19 protein-coding genes are annotated in these 19,851 nt (G+C 42.8%); 3 read left to right on the top strand and 16 right to left on the bottom strand.

The features are described 5' to 3' along the window. Positions 1 to 157: 157 nt before the first annotated feature. Complete coding sequence (locus tag AB1F57_RS10235; protein WP_167786309.1) at positions 158 to 1,156, bottom strand: MBL fold metallo-hydrolase; 999 nt, start codon at positions 1,154 to 1,156, stop codon at positions 158 to 160. Between the two features lie 156 nt (positions 1,157 to 1,312). Here AB1F57_RS10235 and AB1F57_RS10240 point away from each other — a divergent pair, with 156 nt between their 5' ends. Then, positions 1,313 to 1,777: an NUDIX hydrolase gene (locus tag AB1F57_RS10240; RefSeq protein WP_105136829.1), complete on the top strand. Its 465-nt coding sequence runs from the start codon at positions 1,313 to 1,315 to the stop codon at positions 1,775 to 1,777. 54 nt (positions 1,778 to 1,831) lie between these two features. Beyond that, entirely contained in the window at positions 1,832 to 2,140 is a 309-nt protein-coding gene (locus AB1F57_RS10245) for a DUF1827 family protein (protein WP_167786308.1), read from the top strand. Positions 2,141 to 2,205: 65 nt separating this feature from the next. Here the strand turns inward: AB1F57_RS10245 and ileS are convergent, their stop codons facing one another. From ileS to murD, 12 genes are all read right to left on the bottom strand, one after another. Then, on the bottom strand, positions 2,206 to 4,995 hold the full coding sequence (ileS, locus tag AB1F57_RS10250; protein WP_167786322.1) for an isoleucine--tRNA ligase: 2,790 nt from the start codon (positions 4,993 to 4,995) through the stop codon (positions 2,206 to 2,208). Positions 4,996 to 5,008: 13 nt separating this feature from the next. After that, positions 5,009 to 5,449, bottom strand: a complete 441-nt coding sequence (locus tag AB1F57_RS10255; protein ID WP_367985708.1) for a GNAT family N-acetyltransferase — start codon at positions 5,447 to 5,449, stop codon at positions 5,009 to 5,011. A 234-nt stretch (positions 5,450 to 5,683) separates the two neighbouring features. Beyond that, complete coding sequence (locus AB1F57_RS10260) at positions 5,684 to 6,364, bottom strand: DivIVA domain-containing protein (RefSeq protein WP_367985709.1); 681 nt, start codon at positions 6,362 to 6,364, stop codon at positions 5,684 to 5,686. An 8-nt stretch (positions 6,365 to 6,372) separates the two neighbouring features. After that, entirely contained in the window at positions 6,373 to 7,164 is a 792-nt protein-coding gene (locus AB1F57_RS10265) for a YlmH/Sll1252 family protein (RefSeq protein ID WP_167786307.1), read from the bottom strand. After that, positions 7,161 to 7,418 carry a YggT family protein gene (locus AB1F57_RS10270; RefSeq protein WP_105110203.1) on the bottom strand — a complete coding sequence of 86 codons (258 nt, stop codon included), beginning with the start codon at positions 7,416 to 7,418 and terminating at the stop codon, positions 7,161 to 7,163. Before AB1F57_RS10270 ends, AB1F57_RS10265 begins: the two co-directional genes overlap by 4 nt. A 6-nt stretch (positions 7,419 to 7,424) precedes the next feature. Continuing rightward, positions 7,425 to 7,991: a cell division protein SepF gene (locus AB1F57_RS10275; RefSeq protein WP_367985710.1), complete on the bottom strand. Its 567-nt coding sequence runs from the start codon at positions 7,989 to 7,991 to the stop codon at positions 7,425 to 7,427. A gap of 2 nt (positions 7,992 to 7,993) precedes the next feature. Next, a complete protein-coding gene (locus tag AB1F57_RS10280) occupies positions 7,994 to 8,674 on the bottom strand; it encodes a YggS family pyridoxal phosphate-dependent enzyme (RefSeq protein WP_167786306.1) in 681 nt (226 codons plus the stop codon). A 1-nt stretch (position 8,675) separates the two neighbouring features. Beyond that, positions 8,676 to 9,926 (bottom strand): cell division protein FtsZ, encoded by a 1,251-nt coding sequence (ftsZ, locus tag AB1F57_RS10285; RefSeq protein WP_167786305.1) that lies wholly within the window; start codon positions 9,924 to 9,926, stop codon positions 8,676 to 8,678. A gap of 26 nt (positions 9,927 to 9,952) precedes the next feature. After that, the gene (gene ftsA / locus AB1F57_RS10290; RefSeq protein ID WP_105110206.1) at positions 9,953 to 11,329 is read right to left on the bottom strand and encodes a cell division protein FtsA; all 1,377 of its coding nucleotides are present in this window, start codon (positions 11,327 to 11,329) and stop codon (positions 9,953 to 9,955) included. Between the two features lie 151 nt (positions 11,330 to 11,480). After that, positions 11,481 to 12,584 (bottom strand): FtsQ-type POTRA domain-containing protein, encoded by a 1,104-nt coding sequence (locus AB1F57_RS10295; RefSeq protein WP_174853200.1) that lies wholly within the window; start codon positions 12,582 to 12,584, stop codon positions 11,481 to 11,483. Beyond that, a complete protein-coding gene (locus tag AB1F57_RS10300) occupies positions 12,568 to 13,656 on the bottom strand; it encodes a UDP-N-acetylglucosamine--N-acetylmuramyl-(pentapeptide) pyrophosphoryl-undecaprenol N-acetylglucosamine transferase (protein WP_367985711.1) in 1,089 nt (362 codons plus the stop codon). The genes AB1F57_RS10295 and AB1F57_RS10300 overlap by 17 nt, the downstream gene beginning before the upstream one ends. Further along, positions 13,653 to 15,008, bottom strand: a complete 1,356-nt coding sequence (gene murD, locus AB1F57_RS10305; RefSeq protein WP_367985712.1) for a UDP-N-acetylmuramoyl-L-alanine--D-glutamate ligase — start codon at positions 15,006 to 15,008, stop codon at positions 13,653 to 13,655. Before murD ends, AB1F57_RS10300 begins: the two co-directional genes overlap by 4 nt. A gap of 196 nt (positions 15,009 to 15,204) precedes the next feature. On the opposite strand from murD, the gene AB1F57_RS10310 reads away from it, so the two are divergent. After that, positions 15,205 to 16,407 carry a mechanosensitive ion channel gene (locus tag AB1F57_RS10310; protein ID WP_367985713.1) on the top strand — a complete coding sequence of 401 codons (1,203 nt, stop codon included), beginning with the start codon at positions 15,205 to 15,207 and terminating at the stop codon, positions 16,405 to 16,407. Positions 16,408 to 16,479: 72 nt separating this feature from the next. Here AB1F57_RS10310 and AB1F57_RS10315 read toward each other — a convergent pair whose 3' ends face one another. From AB1F57_RS10315 to asnA, 3 genes are all read right to left on the bottom strand, one after another. After that, positions 16,480 to 16,740, bottom strand: coding sequence for a DUF3165 family protein (locus tag AB1F57_RS10315; RefSeq protein ID WP_105110211.1), 261 nt, complete (start codon positions 16,738 to 16,740; stop codon positions 16,480 to 16,482). Between the two features lie 20 nt (positions 16,741 to 16,760). Beyond that, on the bottom strand, positions 16,761 to 18,608 hold the full coding sequence (gene typA / locus AB1F57_RS10320) for a translational GTPase TypA (protein WP_367985714.1): 1,848 nt from the start codon (positions 18,606 to 18,608) through the stop codon (positions 16,761 to 16,763). Positions 18,609 to 18,739: 131 nt separating this feature from the next. After that, positions 18,740 to 19,732, bottom strand: coding sequence for an aspartate--ammonia ligase (gene asnA, locus AB1F57_RS10325; RefSeq protein WP_125265339.1), 993 nt, complete (start codon positions 19,730 to 19,732; stop codon positions 18,740 to 18,742). Between the last annotated feature and the right edge of the window lie 119 nt (positions 19,733 to 19,851).

Below are 19,851 nucleotides of genomic sequence, written 5' to 3' on the forward strand. Positions count from 1 at the left end.
GTCTAGTTTCATCTATAAAAAGAAAACAGAGCCTGTTTCAAACGAACAGGTTCTGTTTTGAAAGAGAAAAAACTAAATCATCGCGAACATCGAGATAATCGCAAGCGCGCCTATGTGCAACCAATCATCCTTGCCCACCCTATAACTGATGAAAAAATCAATCAACAGGAGTGATGTTGGAACGCAATTTGACAAACTGGGCAACGCCATCTTCGATAGTCATAGTTAGATGTTCCGTATGCACCAAATAATCCAGGTGGGCCATGGTCTCACCGCTAGCAAACCATTTCTGAGCCTTTGGAAAGGCCTCCCAACTATCAGCCTTAATACGCCAACTAATCCGTGCCGATACATCCCTGACAGTGACCTTTTCACCCTCCGAAATGCTGTCTAAAATTTCCTGTAAACGTTCAAAATGATGGGTTTCTAAAACTCCAATCCGCTCCAAATGATTTTCAATAGGCTTACGATGGCCAGGCAAGATTAAACGCAGCGGTGTTCGTCTTAATTTATCCAGGGTTGCTAGATAGGTTCCTAGGATATTGGGATAATCCCATCCCCAAAAGGTAATATTAGGAGTAATCGGATCCAGAACTGTATCTCCTCCAATTAAGAGCTGTTTCTGACGGTCCAATAAACCGATGTGCCCTGGTGTATGGCCTTGGAGATTGATAATTTCAAATTTAAAGCCTCCAACCTTGAAATACTTGCCAATCTCAAGGATATCAAAAGGGACCTGACTAGGTAGATGAAACTTGAAACCAGGGTTGTCCTCCACAGCCATCTCATCCCTGGAGATACCATATAGCTGACGATAATCATTCATCTTGTCCCAATAAGGACCCGTTGCCATCTCATTCATCAAAATCCCATCCACACGACCAGCATAAATTTTAGCGCCAGCCTGATAAAACTCTGTCGCTAGCCCTGTGTGATCAGCATGGAGATGGGTCAAAACCAGGTCAACATCCTTCATTTCCAATCCTAATTCAGCCAATCCTGCTAACATAGCTTCAAAAGATTCTGGATGATTGTAGCCCGTGTCAATCAGGACCGACCTTTCCGGACTTTTTATCACGTAAACATGGATTTCTCTCAATGGACTATTGGGCAAGACAATGGGAAAAGTATAAATATTTGGATAGATTTCCTTCATGAGCCCCTCCTTTTGTAATCGTTTTCTATAATCTAAGTATAGCACATTATAGAGCCTGGAAATTATTACACTTGATAACATCTTCCATAAGGAAAAATAATGAAAAAATGGTATAATGTTAACAATTCAAGCTCTTAAACATTAAGCGAGGAAAATATGGAACAGATTGCAGTATTTGGAGAAAAACAAGCAGGAGTCGACTATCAATTACGCCAGGGAGTCTATGCTGTTATTCCAAATGAAGAAAATGATAAGATTATCCTGGTTCAAGCACCAAATGGCGCCTGGTTTTTACCGGGTGGAGAAATTGAAAAAGGCGAAAACCACCTCATTGCCCTGGAAAGAGAATTGATGGAAGAACTGGGATTTACAGCTGAAATTGGGCATTATTATGGCCAGGCGGATGAATATTTTTATTCCAGCCACCGAGATACCCACTTCCACAACCCTGCCTACATCTACCAGGTTAAGAGCTATCATCAAATCGGACAACCACTAGAAGATTTTAATCATCTTGCCTGGTTTCCCATCCAAGAAGCCCTTGAAAAATTAAAACGAGGTAGCCATAAATGGGGCGTGCAACAATGGATTTTAGATCAAAAAAACACTATAAAAGACTAGTCAAATCTTGCTGATAGTGCTATAATGAAGCCATAGAGTTAGAGGAGGTTTTGCATGAAAATTATAAATACAACCAATAGCCATAGCCAGTTGGTTCAAAATCAACTTGCCAATACGGATGCATTTTTGGTAGAGACTTATTCTGCGGGAAATACTGATGTTATCTTCACTCAGGCTCCCCGCCACTACGAACTCCTCATCAGCAATAAATACCGCTCTGTCCAACAGTCAGAAATTGAAAAAATCCGTGATTTTTTCCTTCATCGCAAGATTGATGAACGGAAGATAAACAAAGCAACCATCCGCACAATCCACACAGATAAATTGATTGAGATGTCCTTCCCAATCATCAGCGAAATCTAAGAAACCAGAACGGTTTCTTTTTTTTATACGAAAAAGCCTATCTTTCGATAGACTTTATCATATCATTATGCCTCAAATCCAGTTGCAACTGCTTCAGCGAAGTTTTCTTCTACCACACTGGCACAGTGGTCACAGATGTGGGCGCTGTAGCTACGGTCTACTACGCTGGTATCAATCCGACGGCAACGGTCGCAGACTTCTCCCTTAGCGCGTTCAACTGTAAAGGCAACTTCATCCACAGTAAGAGCTGTAGTTGGTACCGTTTCAGTGGTTACTGTCAAATCAGAGACAATCAGCAATTGCGCCAAATCAGTATGCAAGCTATCCAAGAACACCTTAGTTTCAGCTGAAACATAAGCAGTCAAATGCGCTTCCAGCGACTTACCAATGATTTTTTCATTACGAGCCTCTTCAAGTGCCTTCTGAGCCTGAGTACGGAAGGTCATAAAGACTTCCCAGTCTGCCAACAACTGTTCTTCATCCGCAAATGTTTCCACCTCTGGCATTTCTGCTAATTGGACAAATTCCTCTGCCTCATGTTCCAAGTAAGACCAGATTTCCTCTGCTGTGTGTGGCAAAATTGGTGTCAAGAGCTTGGTAATTTTCACCAAGATGTCATAGAAAACAGTTTGCATCTGACGGCGAGACAAGGATTTGGCACCATCAATGTAGACCACGTCCTTGGCAAAATCCAAGTAGAAGGCTGACAAGTCAAGCGTGACAAAGTTTACCACAGACTTGTATATGGCCATGAAATCATAGCTATCGTAGGCATCACGAATTTGTGCTACCAGTTTGTTGAATTTCACCAAGAGGTATTGGTCAACTGAACGAAGCTCGTCATAAGCTACCGCATCGCTTGCTGGATTGAAATCGGATGTATTGGCAATCAAGAAGCGCAGAGTATTACGGATTTTACGGTAGGTTTCCGAAACCTGTCCAAGAATTTCCATTGATACACGGACATCATTTGACGTATCAACTGAAGTCACCCACAAACGCAAAATTTCTGCACCAAATTGTTTCTCAACATCACTTGGTAGAATGGTATTTCCTAGAGATTTAGACATCTTCATGCCTTTACCGTCCAATACAAAGCCCTGTGACAAGACAGCCTTGTATGGTGCATGACCATTTACAGCAACAGAGGTAATCAAGGATGAGTTAAACCAACCACGGTATTGGTCAGATCCTTCAAGATAAAGGTCTGCTGGATAGGCAAGGTTTTCACGCGCATTCATGACACCATTCCATGATGAACCTGAGTCAAACCACACGTCCATGATGTCTGTTTCTTTTGTAAATTCGCCATTTGGAGAACCCGGATGCGTGAAACCAGCTGGCAAGAGGTCTTTAGTTTCTGCTTTCCACCAGATGATAGAACCATGTTCTTCAAAGAGGCTGGCAACGTGATCTGTCACTTCCTTGGTCATGATGGCAGTTCCGTCTTCGGCATAGAAGATTGGCAATGGCACGCCCCAAGCACGTTGGCGTGAGATAACCCAGTCGCCACGGTCGCGAATCATATTGTAAAGACGAGTTTTACCCCAACCCGGGATGAATTGCGTTTTGTCAATTTCATCCAAAATTTCTTGACGGAATTTAGAAACCGATGCAAACCATTGTGGAACGGCACGCCAGATGATTGGTTTTTTGGTCCGCCAGTCAAATGGATAAGAGTGAGTGATAACTTCTTTAGCCAAGAGTAAGTCGCCTAGCTTGTCAACAACTGTTGGCACCACCTTATCGTAGAACTGACCTTCAAAATCAGGACCAGCATTTTCCATCATTAGACCTCGACTGTCAACCGTTACCGCAACCTCAAGATCATATTTAACACCAACATGATAGTCGTCTTCACCGAATCCTGGTGCGGTATGGACGATACCAGTACCAGAATCTGTTGTGACATGATCACCTAAGATAACAAGCTCATCTACTTCTATATCCCACGGATGTTCGGTCACAATGTATTCAAACTCAGCACCCTTGTAGCGTGAGATGATCTCAAATTCTTTCCAACCAAATTTGGCTGCCAAGCTATCAACCAAGGCTTCTGCCAAGACATACTTACGGTCAGAGCCAGCAGGTTGAACCAAGACATAGTCAATATCCGCTCCCATGGTCAAACCACGAGAAGCCGTTACCGTAAATGGAGTGGTTGTCCAGACAACGATGTAGCTATCTGTATCCAAGAGTCCCTTGCCATCTTTAACCTTGTTGGCATAGTAAAGAGATGTTGAGTCAATGTCATGGTATTCGATTTCAGCTTCTGCAAGGGCAGATTCTGATGACCAAGACCAGTAAACAGGCTTGGCACCGCGGTAGATATAACCCTTGTCTGCCATAGCACCAAAGACACGGATTTGAGCTGCTTCGTAGTCTTTAGTCAAGGTGATGTATGGATTTTCCCAGTCTGCAGATACACCCAAACGCTTGAAATCATCACGTTGCTTATCAACCTGGCTGAGAGCATAATCACGACACATTTCAAGGTATTCAACTAAATCCATTTCCTTGCGCTTAACACCTTGTTTTGCCAAAACTTGTTCGATAGGAAGACCATGCGTATCCCAACCTGGTACATATGGAGCACGGAAACCTGACATGGACTTAGAACGGACAATAATATCTTTTGAAATCTTATTCAGAGCATGTCCAACGTGGATATTTCCGTTGGCATATGGAGGACCATCATGCAAATAGAAGGCTGGCTTGCCTGCGTTCAATTCCTGACGTTTCTCATATAATTTTGCCTCATCCCAAGCTGCTTGCCATTGAGGTTCCTTGGTCGGAAGACCTGCACGCATGGGAAAATCCGTTTTACCTAGGTTTAGGGTTTCTTTTAACTTCATCATTTCTCCTTTTTTATAGGGTAATTACCATTTTTATTTCATGTCCAGTCATTCCAGCTGACTGGAAACCAAGTTTTTCTAAGATGTACCGCATCTTATGATTGCCGATGACGTAGCTAGTGACTAGCTGGTGGCAAGAAAATGTTTGCCTAGCTAGGACCATTACCTGTCGAATAACCTCCTGGCCGTAGCCCTTGTTTTGATAGGATTTATCAATCAGCAAGCGCCAGAGCAAGACCGTTTGCCTGTCCTTATCTACCGAAAGGAGGACAAAACCGACAATCCTTTTGCCAAGACGAACAGCCAGGGAATAGAGCCTCTCTTCCTCTCGATAAAGCCAAGCTTGAGCAAGCGAATACTCCACCGGAGCCACTTTACGCTTATCTTCCTCTGCCAGACTTAAATCTAGCACGGCATCAAAATTTTCTTTCGTTACTTCTTCTAATCGTATCATAAGCATCAAAAAAACTCCCGCCAATAAGGACGAAAGTTCGTGGTACCACCTTAGTTTAGACAGAGTTTTCCCTGTCCCTCTACGTTCGTAACGTGAACAGACGTTTTCCCCTACTTGAGTTCAAGGAAAAATACGCAAAATGATAACTCCTATTGAGTGAGTACAGGTCTTCCACCGTCACCTGCTCGCTAAACCTATCAATATTCGTTGTGTTTTTGCTTCATCAGTATGCAATTAGTCTGCTGATTGTTCCAATTCTGCTTCAATAGCAGCTGCCTGGCGATTGAGTTCAGCAATTTCTTCAGCTGTAAGCTGGCGAGTATAATCAAGGTTTAACACTTCCAACTCCACATCTTCATCAATCGCTTTAACCAGGACCTCACGGAAAGCTTCGTCACTTGTCTGCAAATAAGACGCCGTTGGTTGGAGAATTTCTTCCCACTCAGCGTTATTTACAAGGGCAAGCTGGCTTTCCAAAGTAGAGCGAAGACGTTGATGGAAAACACGTGTCTTGTTCTTCAACTCCTCAGTCTCTACTGCAACCTTCTTAGCATTGTCTGTCGCCAAACGAAGGATTTCATTTGCCTTCTCTTTGGCTTCGTTGAGAAGATTGTGCGCATCATATTCAGCCTGTTGCTTAATATTAAAGGCGCGCTCTTCCGCTGCTGCTTTTACACGATCAGCTGTATCCTGGGCAATCAAGACAGATTGGCTCAACGATTCCTTCATCTGATCGAAGTAAGTGAGGCGTTCGCGCAAGGCTTTCAATTCTGCTTCGTGTTCTTGCTTCAGACGAACCAATTCCTCATAATCTCTGGTGACAATGTCCAAAAACTCATCAACTTCATCAGCATTATAGCCTCTGAATTTTGTCCCAAATGTCTTATCTTTTAATTCAAGTGTTGTTAAGGCCATATTTCCCCCTATACTTTTGTCACTTCTATTTCTATTTTAAATTTCCCCTGCTTGGATGTTCCGAGCAGTTCTACCAATCGGAATCTTCCGAAGCCACGCACACTAACCAATTGACCTATTTCAAGAGTTTTTGAGACCTGACTAATTTCAGCATAGTCAACCTTGACCTTGTTTGACTCAATTAGCTTCACAACTGCTGAACGAGATAGTTGAAAGGCAGCAGCTACTAATTTATCCAATCGCAAACTGGAGGCCAGAATGACCTTCTTGTCAACCTGGATATGGTGCTCCAAGCTCACTGATTCAGCTGTCCGCATCTTCCATTTTACAGGAACCTTGGCAATCCTTTCAACATCCATTAAGAGAATGGTGCTAAATTTTTCATCAATAAACAGGAGAATTTCCTGATCATTGATAAAAATATCTCCCAGAAATTTACGCTGAATACCCAAACGATTTAAGAGTGTTCCTAAAATCTGCGAATGACTAAGCTGATGAAACTTTCTGTTAAAATCAACTTCTAAAATCGAAATTTCGTAGCCAGCAAACTCTGGCAATTGATCGCTTGTTGAAATAATGACCCTGCAATATTCCGTCGGAAGATGATGCCCACTCGAATGAGCAAAGAGATTAAACTTCCCGGCAATTGATTCAGTAATCATGACCTGTCTTGGATTAAGAAAATCTGTCAACCTGTTGATGGAAGTCCTATCTACAAATTGACACAATTCATAAATCCGCTCAACAAAATCTTGCTCTGACTTTTGATAGTGTTGCAGGATGACTTGCCTATCCTTCATAAAATTACCAATCCTATTAGAATTCTCGATAAGATTTGAAGAGACAGATAGGCCACCAAGATAGTGAAATCGAATCCACCAAATTGTAGGTTCAATCTTCTGAATGGTATCAAAATGGGCTCAACAAGCCATCTGATTAGTTGACCAATCCTAGATTGGACAAGAGCTGGAAACCAAGTCATGAGAGCATAAATCAATAAAATGCTTGCATAGACATCAATAGCCTTTAGCAGGATTTGTACTAGTAACCACATGATGTCTTACCGCTTCATATCGAAATCGAACTGCCCGTCCAAATGTTGGCTAGAGTTCACATTTCTCAACTCATCAATATTTACCCGAACATTAACCGGAGTCAATAGCCACATAGAATTGGAAACCTTTTTAAGATTTCCGGCCAAGACTGACCGTGCCCCATCCAGATAATCCAAACATCTCCTAGCTTGCTGCTCTGTCATAAATTGGAAATCAATTAAAATACTTGCATTTTCTAACAATAGATTCACAATCTCAGGTGCATCTTCGTATCGCTTAGGAAACTTAATGTCGATGGTTGTCTTCTTCTCTCTCTCAGGACCATTGATCGCGAGCAATTCTTGCTGCCGTTCATTTAACCGTTGAATATTGGCAATGGATTCCGAAGAATGACTCCCAGTTCCTCTTCTTTTTTCCAATGGTAAAGCCTGCTCTCTTGTAACTTCTTTCTTAGCAACTTGTAATTTGGGCTGTTCATTGGGCATTTGATGGCCGGTTGAATCTTCTAATTCAGCACTATCATCCACTTCAAAGTAGGTGAAAAAATTTTTAAATGTATCTCTGAATGCCACTTTTACTCTCCCTTACTAAAAAATGCTGTCCCAATGCGAACAAAAGTCGAGCCCGCCTCAATTGCTTCCTTGAAATCTCCACTCATTCCCATACTTAATTCCGTAAAAGGCATATTAGGGAGATTCAAATTTGCTAATCTTTCTCTGATTGCGTTTGTTTGATGAAAAATGTGACTGAGCTGTTCTTTATCAGCATTGATAGGTGCCATGGTCATGAGACCGACCAATCTTACCTTATCTAACCTAGCCAATTCAACCAATGCCGGTTCAATCTCTTCCTCGTAAAAACCATGTTTTGATTCTTCTTTAGAAACATTGACCTGTAAAAAACAGTTGATTGGTTTCGTTGCCCGTTTTTGAATTTCCTCAGCTAACTTATGAGAGTCTAAGGCATGGAAGTAATCAACAAAATTGATAACATCCTTGACTTTTCTTCTTTGCAGGGTGCCAATCAGATGCCAGCTGACTGCCTGGTCTTGCAGGGCATGGTACTTATCGAGAAACTTGTCCACCCGATTTTCCCCAATATCTGTCACACCAGCTTCAATCAATTCTCTAGTAATAGAGCTGTCAACATACTTTGTGACAGCTATTACCTTTACCGATTCTAATGGGCGACCAGCTTCCAAACAGGCTTGTTCAACTGCTTGGCCCACCCTTGCAACGTTTTCTTTTATGGTCATACTAGCGATTTCTGAAGAATGGTGGAGTGTCTAACTCATCTTCATCTTCTTCGACTGTAAATTTCTCAACCGAAATACTAGGACGTGCTTCAAGCTCAGAAGATTTCAACAAATTCTCGCGACGTAAATCCCATTCACCAAATGCTGAAGCTTTTGGAACTTCTGCTTGTTGAACAGAAGAAGGAGTTGGTGCCGGTGTTGATGCGTAGTCAAAGCGAGCCGCAGAACGGGCTGCAGAAACGACCTCAGGACGGTGATGTTTGGTTGTACCTGATGGCGATGTTTTAGCAGAAGGTCCATCCTGACGAACACCTGTCGCAACAACGGTTACGCGGATTTCGTCTTTCATAGATTCATCGATTGATGTACCCAACCAAATGTTAACACCTTGACCGGCTGCCTGATGAACGATTTCTGAAGCTTCTTCTGCCTCTGTCAAGGTCATATCGTAACCACCGGTCACGTTGACAATGACATCGTCAGCACCATCGATAGTTGTTTCCAATAATGGTGAATAAATCGCCTTGCGAGCCGCCTCAATGACACGGTCCTCACCAGTACCGATACCAATACCCATAAGGGCGTTGCCTTTATTTTCCATCACAGTCTTCACATCCGCAAAGTCCAAGTTGATCAAACCTGGGTTAGTAATGAGGTCTGTGATCCCTTGAACACCTTGACGAAGGACATTGTCTGCTTCACTCAAGGCTTCCAAAAGCGGAGTTTTCTTATCAACAATCTCAAGGAGGTTGTTGTTTGAAATAATCAAGAGAGTATCTACTTGCTCACGCAGACCATCAATACCTTCGATAGCAAAGTTACCACGCTTGTTTCCTTCGAAACCAAATGGGCGAGTTACAACTGCTACAGTAAGGGCACCCAACTCTTTGGCGATACGGGCGATAACTGGTGCAGCACCTGTACCAGAGCCTCCACCCATACCAGCTGTAATAAAGACCATATCTGCACCTGAAAGAACTTCTTTCAGAGTTTCTTCGCTTTCCTCAGCAGCCTTACGACCAACTTCAGGTTGACCTCCAGCACCAAGACCACGAGTTAACTTAGGTCCCAATTGGATAACTGTTTCAGCTTTTGAACTGCTCAAAGCTTGAACATCTGTGTTAGCCGCAATAAATTCTACGCCAGCTACACCTTCTTCAATCATTCGGTTGATAGCATTTCCGCCACCACCGCCGACACCAATAACTTTAATTACAGCACCAGTATTTGCCGTTTCAAATGAAATTGTCATAGATTATTTACCTTTTCCTTCATTCATTATTCAAACATACTTCCAAAGAGACCACGGATACGATCGGTCAACTTAACTTTTGGTTCCTCGTTTTGACCATATTCTTCTTGTCCGTATGGTTTTACGGTTGTATCATATACCGGTTCATCAGCGATTTCATCTTCAAAATCTCTTACAGGCTGTTGAACCTGAACTCGACTTGTTGGTTGAATATCAACTGGTTTGATACGTAGCTGAGCCTCACCGTTTACAGCATATTGTGCAATTTTTTCCACTTCACTCAGGTGACCGACATACTCAACTAGGCTAATCACATGTGCGAAGGATGGATTGCGGATACCAATTTGATTTGGTACGAAGATTTTTGTCGTTACACCAAAAACTTCTTCTGCTAATTCTTCAACACCTGGAAGAATTGCTCCACCACCGACAAGAACGATACCGCCTGGTAATTCCAATGCTCGTGTTCTTTCCAAATCTTGCTTGATTTTATTGAAAATCTGGCGAAGACGAGCAGCAATCACTTCTGACAAGTACAATTCTGTTACTTCAACAGGCTTGCTTTCTCCAATCACTTCAACAGTGAATGTTTCTTTTTCAGTTGCATCTGCTGGATAAGCGATACCGTAGTTGTATTTAAGATTTTCAGCAATACTTTGAGATGTAGTAAGGACTTTAGAGATATCCTTGGTGATGTAGTCGCCACCTTCTTGGTAGATATTCGTGTATTGGAGCTCTTGGCCACGCATAACTGCAACAGTTGTCTGACCACCACCGAGGTCAATCACAGTAGCACCAAATTCACGTTCACCTTCATTGAGAACGGACCTTGTTAGGGCCAGAGGAGAAATCACAACATGTTCAACTTGGATTCCAGCTCTCTCAACGGTTTTACGTAGATTGTGCAAAATAGTTCTTGGACCTGTGTAGAGCATACCCCGCATCTCTAGACGGATTCCCATCATTCCACGGGGATCTTTGATTCCCTGGAAGCCATCCACCACAAATTCCTCTGGAATAAAGGAAATCACTTCTCTCTCTGGTGTGATGCTCTTGGTCAAGGCTGATTTAACAACATTTTCAACGTCCAAGTCTGTAATTTCTTGGGAATCTGTTGTGACTGGAATCATCCCTTGAGTAGGCTCGATTTGCAAAAGGTTTGCTGGTAAACCGACGTTTACCTTATCGATGCGAATCCCAGATTTTTCTTCAGCCTGTTCTAAGGCCTTTTTAATTGCTGCGGCTGCAACATCAATGTTAACGATAATCCCGTCCTTGACCCCAGCACTCTTAACGTTACTTACTCCAATAACGTTCATTTCATTATCAATATATTCCGCAACCAAGACTTTAACGGAGCTTGTACCAATATCTAATCCCGTGAAAAAGCCGTTTCTAGCCATTCTGTCAGTCCTCTCTTACTTTCATCTCATTTTAAAAAAGCATCCATTTTTTAGATAAATAGAATTATTCATCCTTAATTATACCATATAACATTCTAAAATGGCTATTTTTCATGCTTATTTCTAAAAGATTTTTTCTCATTTCCTTGCTTTATAAAGCATAACTGTAAACTCCAACTTCCATATCTATCATACTCGGCAAAATGAGCTGGCGAGCAATTTTTGGATAGTAGGGAAGCTTGATATCTAGTTCTGATACTGGCACCAAGACGACGTTGCCATCAGCCATGGTCAAGGTCAACAAATCCTTGGTTGCTTTAGTAGGCGTCAAATCGATAGTCAGGATATTGGCGCGAATATTCTCATCAATTTCAGCTAGCTGTAAAGCTATTTTTTTCAACAATTCCCTGTCAGTTGTGTGAACCATTGTTGCATTCAGAGGCATATTTTCTTCCTCAGTAGGAACCTCTGAAACCTCGCCACTAGATAAGATAGAGTAGAATTGATTATTCTCTGTGATAAAACCAAGCTCTTTATATTCTTCTAATTCTAGCAAAAAGCGATTAGGCAGCTGGAATTGAACAGATACGTCCTTGATTAGATTACTTCTATTGACGATATTCTTGGCGTAGGATTTTCGGTTGAGAAGGACAGATAGGACATAGTCCTTTTCATGGATATTACTGTACTCTTTTACCAATTCTTCCGAAATATGCTCATTTCCTATTACCTGAATATCTTTCAATTTACCAAAAGGGCTAATCAGATAGGCAGAAGAGAGAATGATGAGGAGCCCAGCCAAATAAAGTGGAATAGATTTAAGGAGGACATCCTTAGGAATTCTAGCTTCTGTTTTCTTACTCTTTTCTCCTGCTTTTTTTCGTCCAAATGGAAAGAATGACCTTTTTGAAACGGGTGTTTCTTCAGTCTCTGTCTGGTCTTCTGCCTGCTTGATTTCCTCTTCCTGGATTTGTTGGTGCTCTTTGAACTTTTCCTTCCAGTTCCTGAAAAATTCGCTTGCTTCATCTGGATCCAAGTCTTCCGATGCTATAGGTTCAGCATCGGTCTCTTCGTCCTCAAAAGAACTTTCCTCATCGCCTTCTTCATGCGAATGTTCATCAGCTCGCTCTATATCACTTTGTTCTTCTGAAAAGGACTCAGATTCTACCTCCTGGTCTTCAGTTTCCTCCATCTCTTGGCCCTCTACAAGTTCTTCGTTTTCATCAGAAATCAGTTGTTCATCTTTGTGATCCATTGGCACCTCCACCCTCAATATCTGACATCAAAATAGCATAGAAACTATCTACCGACTGAATTTCATTGGAGTTTTCCATTTGTGTGACAAATTGGTCTTTATTGGTCAACAAATAACCCACTTCATCAAAAAGTGACTCCAGCGTCAAAGATTCTTCATCCAATTTTCGTGAATAGCCCTTATTGACCGCATAATTGGCATTCTCAATCTGGTCTCCTCGACTGGCCTTTAATCCAAGCGGGACAATCAGATGCAGCTTTTTCATAGCAATCAACTCAAAGAGGGTATTGGAGCCACCACGAGTCACTACCACATCCGCCAAATCCATTAAGGGCTGATAGAGCTCCGTCACATAGTCCACACGATAGAGGTGCTGTTCCAGACTGTCGAGACTGCTATCTCCAGTCAGATTGATAATGTTAAAACGCTCGGTCAAGGCCGATTTATGCTGACTAATCAGGTCATTAAAAACCTTGGCACCGCCCGAACCACCAACAAAAAGTAAAGTTGGCAGCTCTTTATCAAACTGTTTCAGAATTTCCGGCAGTTGAATAGGGGTGACTTTCTTCTTGGTCTGACCTACCTTGGTCACTGCCCCCACATGTTTAACCTTTGTCAGTGACAGTGGTTGCTCAAAAGTGCTATACATGGTTGTAGCGAATTTATAGGCAATGCGATTGGCCAGTCCCATAGACAAATCTGATTCGTGAATGTAAACTGGCACGCCGAGAGCCTTGGCAGCAATGACAGGCGGAACGGATACAAAACCACCTTTTGAAAAGAGGGCTTGAGGACGGATTTTGCCAATAATCACTAAGGATTGGACAATCCCCCAGGCAACCTTAAAGACGTCCAGCATATTCTGCCAGCTAAAGTAACGGCGCAGTTTACCTGTGGCAATGGAATGGAAGGTCACGTCCAGACCAGACTGGCTAATCTGTTCATGCTCAATCCCTTTTTCATCTCCAATATAGTGAACTTCCCAGCCTTCTTCCAAAAAACGCGGGATTAGGAGGAGGTTGAGAGTCACATGACCGACTGTTCCCCCACCCGTAAATACGATTTTTTTCATTTGTTTTTCAACTCCTCAAAGGTGTCGAGGAAAACATCCCCTCGAACTTCAAAATTGGCATACATATCCCAGCTTGCATTGGCAGGACTAAGGAGAACGACGTCTCCTGCTTGAGCCAATTCAAAGGCCTTGCGAGTGGCATCAGCAATATCTGTCGCTGAAATGGTATCCACTCCCGCTTTGTCTGCAGCCCGCTGGACTCTCTCAGCAGATTGACCGAGAATCACTATCTGTTTCAATCCAACTAAATCTGGCACCAAGTCATCAAATTCATTGCCACGATCCAAACCACCGGCAATCAAAATGACTTTGCTATTGTCAAAACCTGATAGAGCTTTTTGGGTGGCTAATATATTGGTAGATTTACTATCATTGTAGAAGGAAATATCGTTGATCGTTCCTACAAATTGCAAGCGATGTTTGACACCACCAAAGGCAGCCAAACTTTCCTGGATAGCCTGATTCGCCACTCCCAGTAACTTGGCAACCGCAATCGTCGCCAGGGCATTTTCAACATTGTGCGATCCGGGAACACCAATCTGATCAGCATCCATGATATATTCACCCTTGAAATACAGCTTGCCTTCTGCCAAATAAGCACCATCAACCACCTCTAGCGTAGAAAAAGGCACCACGGTCGCTAAAGTCTGAGCAGCCAAATCCTTGGCTTCCTGCTGATTAAAATTCAGCACAATAAAATCGTCAGCCGTCATCTGACGCTGAATCATCCATTTTGCAGCAACATAAGCATCAAAGGTCCCATGGTAATCAATATGGCTGGCAATCAAGTTGGTAATCACAGCAATGTGTGGTCGGAAGGACTCCGTCCCCATGAGCTGGAAGGAAGACAATTCCATGACCAAGGTGTCCTCTTCTGTCGCTGTTTGAGCCACTGATGAGGCTGGATAACCGATATTCCCACACAGTTTAGCAGATGTATCGCCAGCATTGAGAACTTCCGCAATCATGGTCGTAGTCGTGGTCTTGCCATTTGAACCTGTGATACCCACTATCGACGCTTCTGAAATCAAATAGGCCAGCTCCACCTCTGTCCAAACTGGAATCCCTTTTTTCAAGGCCTTCTCTACCATAGGATTTTGATAATGAATGCCTGGGTTTTTCACCATGAGGGCAAATTCTTCATCCAATAATTCTAGGGGGTGGCTGCCACAGATGACACGAATCCCCTCTTCCAGGAGAGATTGAGCTGTGGGATTATCCTCAAACGGCTTGCCGTCATTGACTGTAACAATGGCACCGAGCTGGTGGAGCAAGCGAGCTGCCGACTCGCCTGACTTAGCCAGTCCCAGAACCAGGACCTTTTTATTTTTGACACTATCAATTTGTTTCATCTTACAATTCCTATCTCTCAACTTTCTAACACTTTATTTTACCTTGAAAGCCCAGCTTTTTCAAGCCATAGCAACAAGCTAACGCCTCCTATACTACCTTTTATCCCACAAAAAGCAGACTGTAAAGCGTTTTCTTTGCACCCTACCTATAAAAATGTTAGACTAAAATAGAAATATATTTTAAAGGAGTATCTATATGTCTAATATTTTCGATACACTCTTCCTGCCCTTGGTTTCGGCCTTGCCAGGAGTTGTCCGCATGATCGTTCTCTTGATCATTGCCTTTGTCCTTGCAGGTCTCCTGCGTAAATTAACCCTGGCTGGTTTGAACAAGATTCAATTTGCTCAAAAATTGCAAAAATGGGGTGTCCTCAAGCCGGAAGATAATGGACAGACCATCATTAAAAACCTTGGTCAACTGGTTTATTTCTTGGTCATTCTCTTCTTCCTGCCTTTTATCCTTTCGGGCTTGAATATCAGCAGTACTGTTGACCCGATTTCGAGCATGTTCCAAAAATTCTTTGCCTTCATTCCTAATTTGATTGCAGCTGGATTGATTCTCTTTGTAGGAACCTTCTTCTGTAACTTCATTAAGGGTCTTCTGAAAGCCTTCTTGGAGCGTCTGGAAATTGACAAATGGTACACCAAGTTTACTGGCCAAGAAAAATTGCCATTTGACACTAAACAACTCATCACTGTCTTAGCAACAGTCGTTTACGTTCTTATCTTCATTCCAATCTTGACCTTGGCCTTGGAAACTCTGGGTATCACCAGCATTTCTCAACCAATCGTCACCATTCTCAACCAGGTCATTGGCTTCCTTCCAAATATCCTGGTAGCCCTTGTCCTAGTCGCTCTTGGTAGCTTCATTGCCAAGCTCTTGGGCAACCTCTTGGAAAATCTTCTTGAAACTGCTGGTATCAATGCCTACTCTAAGTATTTGACAAACAAAGAAGATGCCAACTTCCAACTTTCCTCTATCCTGGCTCAATTGGTTCGTGGCATCATTATTGTATTCTTCTTTGTTCAAGCTATCCAAGTTCTTAACCTGCAAGTCTTTAACGCTGTTGGTACAGCCATTCTTGCCTACCTTCCGTCCCTGATTAGTGCCATTGCCATTCTTGTTTTGGCAGTCATTGGTGGCAACATTCTATCTGGTTTCTTGAGCAAGGTGACCAACAATGCCTTCCTAGCTGGCCTTGTCCGCTATGGCCTCATTGTCTTTGCAGCCTTCATGGCTCTTGACCAATTGAAATTCGCACAGAATATCGTTCAATCGACCTTCACGATTGTTCTGGGAGCCTTGGCTGTTGCCTTTGCCCTGGCCTTCGGTCTCGGTGGTCGTGACTTCGCAGCCAAACAATTGGAAAAATTAGAAAAGAAAATTGATAAAGAATAATATCTTAGCTCGACAGTAAGTCGGGCTTTTAATATAACAAAAAAGCAGGACTCTTTCCAATCCTGCTTCTTCTTATTTTCTCACTGTTTTTCGACTCGGTTTATCTAAATAATAGATGTCTCTCATGGCCCATAGGCCGATGAAGATGACGATAAATCCTACCCAAATATCTGAAGATACCTGCAAGATTTTTAGGAAGGCTAGCATTAAAAAGATGAAGAGGGCTACAACGGCAACAACTGCTACCATGAGGTTGATAGTCCCTCGTACATTATTGGGGGCTAAAAAGATATAAAAGAGCACCAATAATATTGCTAGTATCAGATAAAACATGACCATCCCCTTTGAGATTTCTATTCTTCAGTTGCTAATTTTTTCTTCTTGGCAGCCTTATCACGTTCTGCCTTATTGAGAACTTGCTTACGCAAACGGATAGATTCTGGTGTTACTTCCATGTACTCATCGTCATTCAAGAATTCAAGAGATTCTTCAAGGGTCAAGATACGTGGTGTCTTAATTACAGACGTTTGGTCTTTGGTAGCTGAACGAACGTTTGTCATCTGTTTAGCGGTCGTGATGTTAACGGTCAAGTCATTTTCACGTGAGTTTTCACCGATAATCATTCCTTCGTACACTTCAGTACCTGGGTTGACAAAGATGGTACCACGTTCTTCAATACGCATGATAGAGTAAGTAGTTGCCTTACCTTGATCGATAGAAACAAGGGCACCACGGTGACGACCACCAATTTCACCTTGGACAACTGGCAAGTATTGGTCAAAAGTATGGTTCATGATGCCGTAACCACGAGTCATAGAAAGGAATTCTGTAGAGTAACCAATCAAACCACGGGCTGGTACAAGGAAGACCAATCGAGTTTGACCGTTACCAGTTGAAATCATATCCAGCATATCGCCCTTACGCTCTGAAAGGGACTGGATAACAGAACCTTGGTATTCTTCTGGTGTGTCAATTTGCACGCGCTCAAATGGCTCCATCTTCACGCCATCGATTTCCTTGATGATAACTTCTGGACGTGAAACTTGAAGTTCATAGCCTTCACGACGCATGGTTTCAATCAAGATGGACAAGTGCAATTCACCGCGACCTGAAACAGTCCATTTGTCAGGTGAATCAGTCGCTTCTACACGGAGAGAAACGTCTGTCTGCAATTCAGCCAAGAGACGCTCTTCAATCTTACGTGAAGTTACCCATTTCCCTTCACGACCCGCAAATGGTGAGTTGTTCACCAAGAAAGTCATTTGAAGAGTAGGCTCATCGATACGAAGAACTGGAAGTGCCTCAACTGCATCTGTCGGTGTCACTGTCTCACCTACGAAGATGTCTTCCATACCAGAAACGGCAATCAAATCACCAGCTTTGGCTTCTTGGATTTCTTTACGCTCAAGACCGAAGAAACCAAAGAGTTTTGTAACGCGGAAGTTTTTCGTTGTGCCATCTAGTTTAGAAAGGGTAACTTGGTCGCCAACTTTAACAGTACCACGGAAGACACGACCGATACCAATACGACCTACGAATTCATTGTAGTCCAAAAGGGATACTTGGAACTGCAAAGGCTCATCTGAGTTATCGACTGGTGCAGGGATATGCTCGATGATGGTATCAAAGATTGGTGCCATTGTTTCTTCTTGGTCATCTGGATTGTCAGACATTGAAGAAGTACCATTAATCGCTGACGCGTAAACAACAGGGAATTCCAATTGATCGTCGTCTGCCCCGAGTTCGATGAAGAGTTCAAGTACTTCATCCACCACTTCTTCAGGACGAGCAGATGGTTTATCGATTTTGTTCACAACCACGATTGGTGTCAAGTTTTGCTCAAGGGCTTTTTTCAATACGAAACGGGTCTGTGGCATGGTCCCTTCGTAGGCATCTACGACAAGGACAACACCGTCAACCATTTTCATGATTCGCTCAACCTCACCACCAAAGTCCGCGTGTCCTGGTGTGTCCATGATGTTGATACGAGTACCGTTATAAGCTACGGCAGTGTTTTTAGCAAGGATAGTAATACCACGCTCTTTTTCGATATCGTTTGAGTCCATGGCACGCTCATCCAACTGCGTACGTTCATCAAGGGTTTGTGACTGCTTCAAAAGCTCATCAACGAGGGTTGTTTTTCCGTGGTCAACGTGGGCAATAATAGCAACGTTACGGATGTCTTCTCTAAGTTTTGTCATATTATCCTCTAAATCATTTAATGTAACTAAAAAAGTATATCACAGTTTGGCGCAAAAATCACAGATAATCATGTTGTAAATGTTTTCAATGAGTCAATGAAAGCGAAAGAAAAGAGATTGTCACCAATCTCTTACAAAATATTTTCAAATCTATCTCGGACTTCTTGTGGCCAGACGCTGGATTGAACCTCACCGATATGTTTTTTACGAAGGAGAAACATGGCCAGACGCGATTGTCCAATACCACCACCGATAGATAGCGGAAACTGGCCGTCCAAGAGAGCACGGTGCCAATCATAGGCCAAACGAGCCTCATCGCCGGTAATAGCTACTTGGCGTTTGAGAGCATCTTGGTCCACCCGAATGCCCATTGAGGACAATTCAAAGGCAGAACCTAGAGCTTCATTCCAGACCAAAATATCTCCGTTGAGACCCTTGTAAGAACCTTCTGACGGTGTCGTCCAGTCATCGTAGTCAGGTGCGCGACCATCATGTGGCTTGCCATCGGCCAATTCACCACCGATACCGATGAGGAAAACAGCGCCGTATTCTTTGGCAACAACATTCTCACGTTCCTTAGGTGTCAAATCAGGGAAATTTTTGACCAAATCTTCTGTGTGGATAAAGGTGATTTTCTTGGGCAGGACAGACTCAATATCGTAACGCGCCTCAACTGCCAACTCCGTCAGGCGGATGGCCTTGTAAATCTGCTCAACTGTTTCCTTCAGATAAGCCAGATTTCTCCGACCAGCTGGAATAACCTTTTCCCAATCCCACTGGTCTACATAGACCGAGTGGATGGCATCCAAATCTTCTTCATCCGGGCGGAGGGCCTTCATGTGGACAAAGAGTCCCTCGCCTTCATTGAAACCGAAACGAGCCAAGGTATGACGCTTCCATTTTGCAAGGGAATGCACTACCTCGTAGGTCGCATCTGGAATCAATTTGACATTAACGGTAACGGCATTTTCCACGCCAGACAAATTATCCTGCATACCATCCCCGACACGACTCAAAATCGGTCCCTGCACTTCAACGATTTCTAGCTTGTCTTTCAAATACTGGGTAAATGTATTCTTGACGAAAGAAATCTCCTCTTGCTGCTGAATGAAACTTTTCTTCATACCTAAACCTCCTAATTTTTTCTATACTCCCTATTATACCCATTTTCATGGACTTGTAAAGGATTTTATTAAATATTCTGAAAATTTAATGAATTATTTCTTCCAAAATGCTGGTTCTT

It is taken from the genome of Streptococcus nasisuis, from assembly GCF_040836615.1.
GTDB classification, from domain to species: Bacteria; Bacillota; Bacilli; order Lactobacillales; family Streptococcaceae; genus Streptococcus; species Streptococcus suis_V.